10 protein-coding genes are annotated in these 9,171 nt (G+C 65.8%); 1 reads left to right on the top strand and 9 read right to left on the bottom strand.

The features are described 5' to 3' along the window. Nucleotides 1-12: 12 nt before the first annotated feature. The 6 genes from infA to BHD05_RS04770 all read right to left on the bottom strand — a co-directional run bounded on the left by infA (nt 13) and on the right by BHD05_RS04770 (nt 4,205). Nucleotides 13-234 (bottom strand): translation initiation factor IF-1, encoded by a 222-nt coding sequence (infA, locus tag BHD05_RS04795; RefSeq protein ID WP_035834638.1) that lies wholly within the window; start codon nt 232-234, stop codon nt 13-15. A 205-nt stretch (nt 235-439) separates the two neighbouring features. After that, complete coding sequence (locus BHD05_RS04790; protein ID WP_161885425.1) at nt 440-1,594, bottom strand: mannitol-1-phosphate 5-dehydrogenase; 1,155 nt, start codon at nt 1,592-1,594, stop codon at nt 440-442. Continuing rightward, on the bottom strand, nt 1,591-2,028 hold the full coding sequence (locus BHD05_RS04785; protein ID WP_161885424.1) for a PTS mannitol transporter subunit IIA: 438 nt from the start codon (nt 2,026-2,028) through the stop codon (nt 1,591-1,593). Before BHD05_RS04785 ends, BHD05_RS04790 begins: the two co-directional genes overlap by 4 nt. A 46-nt stretch (nt 2,029-2,074) precedes the next feature. Beyond that, nucleotides 2,075-3,553 carry a PTS mannitol transporter subunit IIBC gene (locus BHD05_RS04780; RefSeq protein ID WP_161885423.1) on the bottom strand — a complete coding sequence of 493 codons (1,479 nt, stop codon included), beginning with the start codon at nt 3,551-3,553 and terminating at the stop codon, nt 2,075-2,077. Nucleotides 3,554-3,619: 66 nt separating this feature from the next. Continuing rightward, nucleotides 3,620-3,886, bottom strand: coding sequence for an HPr family phosphocarrier protein (locus tag BHD05_RS04775; protein ID WP_161885422.1), 267 nt, complete (start codon nt 3,884-3,886; stop codon nt 3,620-3,622). Continuing rightward, nucleotides 3,879-4,205, bottom strand: coding sequence for a PTS sugar transporter subunit IIB (locus BHD05_RS04770; RefSeq protein ID WP_161885421.1), 327 nt, complete (start codon nt 4,203-4,205; stop codon nt 3,879-3,881). Before BHD05_RS04770 ends, BHD05_RS04775 begins: the two co-directional genes overlap by 8 nt. 209 nt (nt 4,206-4,414) lie before the next feature. Between BHD05_RS04770 and BHD05_RS04765 the strand changes: the two genes are divergently transcribed. After that, complete coding sequence (locus tag BHD05_RS04765) at nt 4,415-6,334, top strand: BglG family transcription antiterminator (protein ID WP_161885420.1); 1,920 nt, start codon at nt 4,415-4,417, stop codon at nt 6,332-6,334. Between the two features lie 44 nt (nt 6,335-6,378). Here BHD05_RS04765 and map read toward each other — a convergent pair whose 3' ends face one another. Genes map through secY form a run of 3 tightly spaced genes read right to left on the bottom strand, consistent with a single transcriptional unit; the run spans nt 6,379 to nt 9,157 of the window. Next, nucleotides 6,379-7,161, bottom strand: coding sequence for a type I methionyl aminopeptidase (gene map / locus BHD05_RS04760; RefSeq protein ID WP_236966728.1), 783 nt, complete (start codon nt 7,159-7,161; stop codon nt 6,379-6,381). A gap of 47 nt (nt 7,162-7,208) precedes the next feature. After that, on the bottom strand, nt 7,209-7,835 hold the full coding sequence (locus BHD05_RS04755) for an adenylate kinase (protein ID WP_202614293.1): 627 nt from the start codon (nt 7,833-7,835) through the stop codon (nt 7,209-7,211). Continuing rightward, nucleotides 7,832-9,157, bottom strand: a complete 1,326-nt coding sequence (gene secY, locus BHD05_RS04750; RefSeq protein WP_161885418.1) for a preprotein translocase subunit SecY — start codon at nt 9,155-9,157, stop codon at nt 7,832-7,834. Before secY ends, BHD05_RS04755 begins: the two co-directional genes overlap by 4 nt. Between the last annotated feature and the right edge of the window lie 14 nt (nt 9,158-9,171).

Here is a 9,171-nt window from a genome sequence, read left to right as displayed (position 1 = left end):
CCCGAGGGCCGGCTACTTGTAGCGGTAGACGATCCGGCCGCGGGTCAGGTCGTATGGGCTCAGCTCTACGATCACGCGGTCCTCAGGGAGGATCCGGATGTAGTGCTGGCGCATCTTTCCCGAGATGTGGGCAAGAACACGGTGGCCGTTGGACAGCTCAACGCGAAACATCGCGTTGGGCAGAGCTTCGACTACTGCGCCTTCGATCTCGATGACACCGTCTTTTTTCGCCATATCCTCTTCGTCGCTAAAATATTGTGTTTGCTGGTCGTGCGTTGGATTGTGGTGGCCGCCACTGCGGTAAAACCCGAGCGTGGAGCGCGCGTGAACGCGCCCAAGACACCAAAGAGCAAGCTTAGGCGATAGTTAACCGATTCGGCAACTCGCCTTTATACTCACGCCCAGACAATGCGCCTCGGGGCGCGCCGTGCCAGCAGAATCAGCGCGCCGCAGCCTGTTCCGCGGCGACGACGTCGACGACTGAGCCGTACGGCTCGGTGCCGGGCTCCAGACCGGTGACCGTGGTCGTGAATTCCTCGGCGTTGAGGTCGCGGAGCATCTCCCGCATCCGCACGCTCTCGGGGTCGTCGGGCAGGTCGAACCGCAGGGCGGCTCCCATCGCCCGCACGAGCGCGGCGGGAGTGCCGCCCGCGGCGGCGAGCTGCGTGGCGGGCGAGACGAACCGCTCGTTGCGGCCGAGCTTGCGCAGCGGCTGGCGGCCCACCCGCGCGGGAGTGTCAGGAAGCTCGGGATTGGCGAAGCGCACGAGCGTGCGCGCGACGTACTGGGCGTGCTCCGCGGGATCGAAGCCGTACTTGCCGATGAGCAACTCGGAGGTCTCGTCGAGCACCGCCCGCACCTGGGCGAGCACCTCGGGAATGGCGACGGCCTGCGCGAGCGACTCCGCGCCGTGCACGAAGCCGTGGTACGCGACGCTCGCGTGGCCGGTGTTGACGGTGAAGAGCTTGCGCTCGATGTAGGGCGCGAGGTCGTCGACGAAGTGCGCGCCGGGAATGGAGGGCACTGCGTCGCCGAACGGCGGGCTCTCGATCGCCCACTCGAAGAAGTCCTCAACGGTGACGTCGAGGCCGACGGCGCCCGCCGCCTGCGGCACGATGCGGTCGACTGCGGTGTTGGCGAAGACTGCTCGCTCGGCCAGCCAGCCGGCTGGGCGATCGCCCAGCATCTGGCTGACCTCGCTCTCGAGCAGATCGGTGGCGTTGAGGGCGTTCTCGCACGCCATGACCGTGAGCGGATGCATCCCGGCCGGCCGCGTCTCGATCGCTGCGGCGATCACGGGGGCGACGAAACGCAGGATGTTCGCGCCGACCGCGGTGGTGACGACCTCCGCCGTCGCGATCTCGTCGATCACCGCCTGCTCGTTGGAGCGGCTGTTCAGGGCGCGATAGTGGTTGACCGTGCGAGTCGCCGCTTTCGCGCCGACCTCGTGCACCTGGTAGCTGGGCGCCTCGGCGAGGGCGTCGATCACGCCCGCATCCACATCGGCGAAGACGACCTCGTAGCCCGCGTTATGCAGGATCAAGCCGACGAAGCCGCGCCCGATGTTGCCGGCGCCGAAGTGAACGGCCTTCATTCGTTCACGTCGCCGAGCAGTTCGAGCATGGTCGCGGCCGAGTCTGCGTCGAGCAGTTTCTGCACTTCGTGTTCGTCGCTGAAGATGATGGCGATCTTGGAGAGGATGTCCATGTGCCCGCCCTCCTTGCCAGCGATGCCGACCACGAAGCGAACCTCGTTGCCGTCCCAGTCGATCGGGGCGGCATAGCGCACGAACGAGAGCGCGGACCGGAGGATCGTGTCCTTGCCCTCGTTCGTGCCATGCGGGATAGCCAGGAAGTTGCCCATGTAGGTCGAGGTCATCGCCTCTCTCTCGAGCATGAACGCGAGGTACCCGTCCGTCACGGCTCCGACCTCGAGGAGGATGGCGCCGGCCTCCCGGATCGCCTCCTCCTTGGTGGAGGCCGATCCGGCCGACACGATCTGTGACTGGTCGAGCACGTTCTCGTTCATTCTGTTTCCTTACTTGCGTGCTTGTCTGGCTATCCCGGACCGCCTGCTAGAGCTGCTGCTCTGTCACTAGGCTAACCACCTCGTCGTACTTCGGGCTGGACATGAAGTTGTCCACCGAGATGTGCGCGGCTCGACCGTTCTTCTGCCTCGCCCGCTCGGTGAGGTCGGCGTGGGTGATGATCAGGTCCTCGGAGCCGTCGAGGTTGGCAATCGACATGTTGGTCACCGTCACACCCTCCACCCCTGCCTTCGTGAGCTTGTTGCGCAGCACGCTCGCCCCCATCGCACTCGACCCCATTCCGGCGTCGCAGGCGAAAACGATGTTGCTGATCCTCATCTGGGTCGTTCCGGCTCCGGCTCCGGCGAACAGGGTGCTCGTGACCGAGCTTTCCTTGCCCTTGAGGTCGTTCATCTTCGCGGCTCCGGCGGTCAGGCCGTCATTGCCCGACTCGAGCAGCTCGAGGTCGCGCCTCCGGCTGGCCCGGAGGATGATCGCGGCGATGATGAACGACACCGACGCGGCGCCGATGACCGAGAGCACGACACCGACGTAGCTGTCGGTCGGTGTGTTGATCAGCACCGCGAAGATGCTTCCCGGTGACGCCGGAGCGCGCAGCCCCGAGCCGAACGCGACGTTGATCGCGATGCCGGTCATGCCGCCACCGATCATGGCGGCGATCAGGATCGGCTTCATGAGCACGTACGGGAAGTAGATCTCGTGAATACCACCCAGGAACTGGATGATGATCGCGCCCGGTGCGCTCGCCTTGGCGATTCCGGTTCCGAAGAACATGAACGCCGCGAGGAGGCCGAGGCCGGGGCCGGGGTTTGCCTCCAGGAGGAAGAGGATCGACTTGCCAAACTCCGTGGACTCCTGCACGCCGAGCGGCGTGAGGATTCCCTGGTTGATGGCGTTGTTGAGGAAGAGTACCTTGCCGGGCTCGATCAGCAGGCTCGCGAGCGGCAGGAGGCCGGCGGTGACGAGGAAGTCCACCGCCGCGCCGATCGCATTGCTGAGCGCCGTGACCGCCGGAGCGATTCCGAAGAACGCGCCGAGGGCGACGAGCATGCCGAGGATGCCGGCGGCGAAGTTGTCGACGAGCATCTCGAAGCCGGGCTTGATCTTGCCTGCCCAGATCTTGTCGACCTGCTTGATGAGGTAAGCCGCAAGCGGTCCCACGATCATCGCGCCGATGAACATTGGGATGTCGGTGCCGACGATGACACCCATAGTGCCGATCGAGGCCACAACGCCACCGCGGGTGCCGTAGACCATGCGGCCGGCCGTGTTCGCAATGAGCAGCGGCAGCAGGAAGATAATCATCGGGCCGACGAGCTCGGCGAGCGACTCGTTCGGGGTCCATCCTGTGGGGATGAAGAAGGCGGTGATGAGACCCCACGCGATGAAGGCCGAGATGTTCGGCATGATCATCCCGCTGAGGAACGCGCCGAAGCGCTGGACTCCTACTCTCCAGCCCGGCTGCGCATTCACCTCGCCGGTCTGTGTGGTTGACGTCGTCGTCATGGTGTGTGCTCCTGTTTCTCGGGTGTGCTGTGGTTTCTCGGGTGTGCTGTGGGTTGCGGGGTGGATCTACGCTGCGTCGTGGTCGGTCGCGAGCAGCGCGGCGAGTTCGGCGATGGCCACCTCGGCCCCGTCACCCTCCGCCGTGAGGGTGACCTCATCGTTGTGTTCGATGCCGAGCGAGATGACGCCAAGGATGCTCGCGGCGTTGACCGACTTGCCGGCCTTGACGATCTGCACCGCGACACCCGACTTTGAGGCCGCCTGGGTGAACAGCGAGGCCGGTCGGGCGTGGAGTCCGTGGGCGGATGCGATGATGACGGATTGTTCAGCCATGGTTGCTTTCTGTTGAGGCGCCCTGTTCGAGCACGAGGTCGATCGCGACGGCGGCGCCGGTCGCGTTGAAGGCCAGTGACGGCAGAAGACTGATGGGGACACCGGCGGTCGCGCTTGCGGCGCGGATCGACGGGAACGCCGCGGCGAGGTGATGCCCGACGAGCACGAAGTCGGTGTCGGCGAGGGCGGCGGGGAGATCTTCGGTGCTTCCGGCCCGGATGCTCAGGGCGATGTCGCGCGCGGCTGCGTCTTTGCGCATCCAGTAGACGAGGAACGAACTCGAGGCCCCAGCCCCACACACGACAAGTACTCGTCTCATTGCACGCCTCCTCGCGTCCGGTCGATCCCGTGCACCAATACTTGCCCGCACCCGCATCCGGATCCAGCAGGCTTACTTCCGCTCCCCCGGAAGGAGCCGTGATGCGGCACGACGGCCCCGGGGGTGGTTCACTTGTCGATAAGGGCTATCGACCACGACGGCGTGACGATCAAAGGAGATCTCCGGATGCAGTCCCCGGGGGACAGCAGATGAGCGACAGGCACGATCGACTACTGGGCTACCTGTCGCACAGTGACGGCTGGGTGACTGCCGCCGAACTCTCCGACCACCTCGGCGTGAGCACGAGAAGCGTGCGCAGCTACGTGACCGCGGTGAAGGCATCGGCCGCCCCGCTCGAAGTGATCGCCTCGTCGACGAGCGGCTACCGGCTCAATCGCGATCTGTACTCCTCCTTCCTCGCCCAGCGCTCGCGTGCTCCGGAGAGCGAGTCGCCGCGCGATCGCATTTACCATCTCCTTCGCCGGCTCGGCGACGCTCCCACCGGACTCGACATCTACTCCCTCGCCGACAGCATGTACGTGAGCGAGTCGACCATCGAGTCAGACCTGCGCAAGCTCAAGGCCGAACTCGACGGTTCCGAACTCGTGCTCTCCCGGCAGGAGACGATCGTGCGGATATCGGGATCCGAGCTGGACCTGCGACGGCTGCTCAGCCGGATGTTCCGAGACGAGGGCGCCCAGGGGTTCCTCGAGCTCGAGAGCATCGAGCGGGAGTTCGAGTCGTCGAATTTGCGCGACTTCAAGACCGATCTGATCGAGATGCTCGACTCGCACGGCTATTTCGTCAACGAGTACGGCATCAACAACGTTCTGCTCCACGTGGCGATCGCCGTGGACCGCAGAAAGAAGAACCAGCCGGCCAGCGCCGTGCCCGGCTCGGGAGCGGATGCTGCGCCGCAGGACATCGCCACGGAGCTCACCCGCCTGATCGAGCGGCACTTTGACGTCGAGCTCGGGCGGGACGACGTCGACTACCTCGTGCTGCTGCTCACCACGAGGGTCGTCACGCGCAACGACCGCGGCAACCTTTTCTCGTCCGCCACCGCAACCGCGCCCGACCCCCACGTCGAGATCGTCACCCGCATCGTGGAGCGCGTCGGGGAGGAGTACCTGGTCGACCTCGACGATGACGACTTCATCGCGCGACTGGCGCTGCACGTGGGCAGTCTCATTGTGCGGGCACAGGACAAGTCGTACTCGCGCAACCCGATGACCCGCTCGATCAAGACGGCCTACCCGATGATCTACGAGCTCGCGGTCTTCATCGCGAGCGAGGTGCAGCGCGAAGCAACGATCGTCATCAACGACGACGAAATTTCCTACATCGCACTCCACGTCGGCTCATACCTCGAGCGGGAGTCCCGGCGCGAGGAGCGCGTGACCTGCGCCATCGTCTGCCCGAACTATTACGACATGCACCTGCTGCTGCGCGAGCGACTCGAGGCGGTGCTCGGCACCGAGATCCAGATCGACACCGTGATCACCCGCACCGACGTCGACTGGTCGACCCTCGCGACCGACCTCGTGCTCACGACCATCTCCCCCGGCACCTTCGCCGACAACGTCGTGCCGATCCAGCCGTTCCTCACCGACAACGACATCGACTCGGTGCGCCGCGCAATCAGCCGGGTGCGCCGCCAGCGGCGGCGCGTGCGACTCAAGGAAGACCTGCTGCTCTTCTTCGACGAGGCTTTCTTCGTGCGCAACGTGAGCGGCACCGACGAGGAGTCGGTGATCCGCGAGCTCGGCGGCCGGATGGTCGCATCCGGCATCATCGACGAGGCCTACCTCGACGCCGCGATCGAGCGCGAGCGGATGTCGTCGACCGCGTTCACCGACAATCTCGCGGTGCCGCACGCGATGACGATGACCGCCAAGCGCACCGCGATCTGCATCGCCGTGAACGAGACTCCGATCAACTGGGGCGACAATCGCGTCAACGTGGTCGCCCTCGCCGCGTTCAGCGCGACCGACCGCACCACCTTCCAGGCGATCTTCGACCAGTTCGTGTCGGTCTTCGCCGACCGTGACGACGTTCAACAGCTCGTGCGCCGCGCGGTCGACTTCCCGTCGTTCATCGAGGAGATCGTGCGCGGAATCGACAAATAGGCTCGGCCTGATAAGCAGGTTGAGCAGGTCCCCTGCAACGCAGGTCAGGCGATCGGGCTGGGCGTCACGCCGAAGGGTGCGAGGCCGGCCGCGCCGCCATCGTCTGCCGTCAGCACCCAGATGCCGTCCTTGTGCACCGCTACCGAATGCTCCCAGTGCGCGGCCATCGTGCCGTCGGCGGTCGCCACGGTCCAGTCGTCGTCGCGGGTGTGGGTGTCGATGCCGCCAAGGGTGACCATCGGCTCGATCGCGACGACCAGGCCGTGCTTCACCGCCGGCCCCTTTCCGCGCACCCGGTAGTTGAACACGGGCGGTTCCTCGTGCATCGAGCGCCCGATGCCGTGGCCGGTGTAGTCCTCGAGGATGCCGAAGGTGCCGTGGCCATCGACGTAGTCCTCGATCGCGGCACCGACCTCGTTCAGGTGTCGTGCGCGCGACAGCGCGGCGATGCCGGCCCAGAGCGACTGCTCGGTCACCGACGAGAGATTCTCGCGCTCGCTCACGACGCCCGGGCGGGAGGCATCCGGAACCACCGCGGTGAACGCGGCATCGCCGTTCCAGCCGCCGAGCTCGGCCCCGCAGTCGATCGACACGATGTCGCCGGGCGCAAGCACGCGGGCCCCGGGGATACCGTGCACCACGTCGTCGTTTACCGAGGCGCAGATGGTGTGCCGGTAGCCCGGCTCCAACATGAAGTTCGGCGCGGCGCCCGCCGAACGGATGCTGGCCTCGGCGATCGCGTCGAGCTCGAGCGTCGTGATCCCGGGGCGGATCGCATCCCGCACAGCGCTCAGCGCCGCGGCAGTGATGACCCCGGGCTGCAGCATGAGTCGCAGCTGCGCGGGCGTCTTGTAGATCGAGCGCAGTGCCACGCCTAGACGGTGGTAACGGCGCCGGGACGCTGGATACCGTGCGCGGCGAGTGCCGCGGTGATGCGGCCCTCGACTTCGTCGATCTCGCCGATGCCGTCGACCTCGACGAGGAGGCCCTTGTCGCGGTAGGCGGCCACGAGCGGAGCGGTCTCGCGGGCGAAGACGTCCTGACGGTGGCGGATGGCCTCTTCCGAGTCATCCATTCGCCCCTGTTCGACGGCGCGCTTGCGCAGCCTGGAAACGACCTCATCGGTGTCCGCTACGAGCTGGATGACGCCGTCGAGGCTCTGCCCGCGCGCAGCGAGCAGATCGGTGAGGTACGCGACCTGGTTGAGCGTGCGCGGGTAGCCGTCGAGCAGGAAGCCCTCGAGTGCGTCCTCCTCGGCGAGGCGGCTCGCGACGAGCTCGTTGGTGAGCGAGTCGGGAACATAGTCGCCCGCGTCGACGATCGCCTTGACCTGGGTGCCGAGTTCTGTGCCCGTGCGGATGTTGTGGCGGAAGATGTCGCCGGTCGCAATCGCGGGGATGCCGAAGTCGGAGGCAAGCTTGGCGGCCTGGGTGCCCTTGCCAGCCCCGGGGGGACCCACGATGAGCAGGCGTGGCTTGGTGCCCTGGGTGAACGAGATCATCGGAGCAGCCCTTCATAGTGGCGCTGCTGAAGCTGCGAGTCGATCTGCTTGACCGTCTCGAGCCCGACACCGACGATGATGAGGATGCTCGCGCCGCCGAACGGGAAGTTCGCGTTGGCCCCGACCGTCGCCAGTGCGATGAGCGGGATGAGGGCGATGAAACCGAGGTAGAGCGAACCGGGCAGCGTCACGCGGGTCAGCACGTAGTCGAGGTACTCGGCGGTGGGACGGCCGGCGCGGATCCCGGGGATGAAGCCGCCGTACTTCTTCATGTTGTCGGCGACCTCCTCCGGATTGAACGTGATGGCCACGTAGAAGTAGGTGAACCCGACGATCAGCAGGAAGTAGAGCGCCATGTACAGCGGGTTGTCGCCCGAGGTCAGGTTGTCAGAGATCCACTGCACCCACGGCGCCGGGGCCCCACCGCCGGCTGGCTGGTTGAACTGACCCACAAGCGCGGGCAGGTACAGCAGCGATGAGGCGAAGATCACGGGCACGACGCCGGCCATGTTGACCTTGATCGGGATGTAGGTGTTGTTGCCGCCGTAGGTACGACGACCGACCATCCGTTTGGCATACTGCACCGGAATGCGGCGCTGGGACTGCTCGACGAACACGACGGCGGTCATGATCACGAGTCCGACGGCGAGGACGAGCAGGAAGACCTCGAAGCTCTGCGTGGCCTGGATGCCCCAGAGGGCGGAGGGGAACGTGGCGGCGATCGAGGTGAAGATCAGAAGGGACATGCCGTTACCGACACCGCGCTCGGTGATGAGCTCACCCATCCACATGATGAGCCCCGTGCCGGCGGTCATCGTGATGACCATCAGGAGGGTCGCGTACCACGACGGGTCGGTGATCAGGTTCGCACACTCGGGAGCACCGCTCGTCGAGGGGAACAGCGCACCGCTCCGGGCGACCGTGATGAGGGTGGTCGACTGCAGGATGGCGAGGGCGATGGTGAGGTAGCGGGTGTACTGCGTGAGCTTCGCCTGGCCGGACTGGCCCTCCTTGTGGAGGGTGTCGAAGTGGGGGATGACGACGCGCAGCAGCTGCACGATGATCGACGACGTGATGTACGGCATGATGCCGAGCGCGAAGACCGAGAGTTGGAGGAGGGCGCCACCGCTGAAGAGGTTGACGAGCTCGTAGAGGCCCGTTGTCCCGTCATTCGAGGCGATACACGCCTGCACGTTGCCGTAGTCGACAAACGGTGCGGGGATGAAGGAGCCGAGTCGGAACAACGCGACGATACCGAGCGTGAACCCGATCTTCCTTCGAAGGTCGGGCGTGCGGAAGATCCGCGCTACGGCTCTGAACACGAGTCCTCCAGGTT

The sequence above is a fragment of the Marisediminicola antarctica genome, assembly GCF_009930795.1.
Classification (GTDB): domain Bacteria; phylum Actinomycetota; class Actinomycetes; order Actinomycetales; family Microbacteriaceae; genus Marisediminicola; species Marisediminicola antarctica.
The sequence above is the reverse complement of the archived record's forward strand: the minus strand, read 5'-3'. Positions and strand labels throughout refer to the sequence as shown.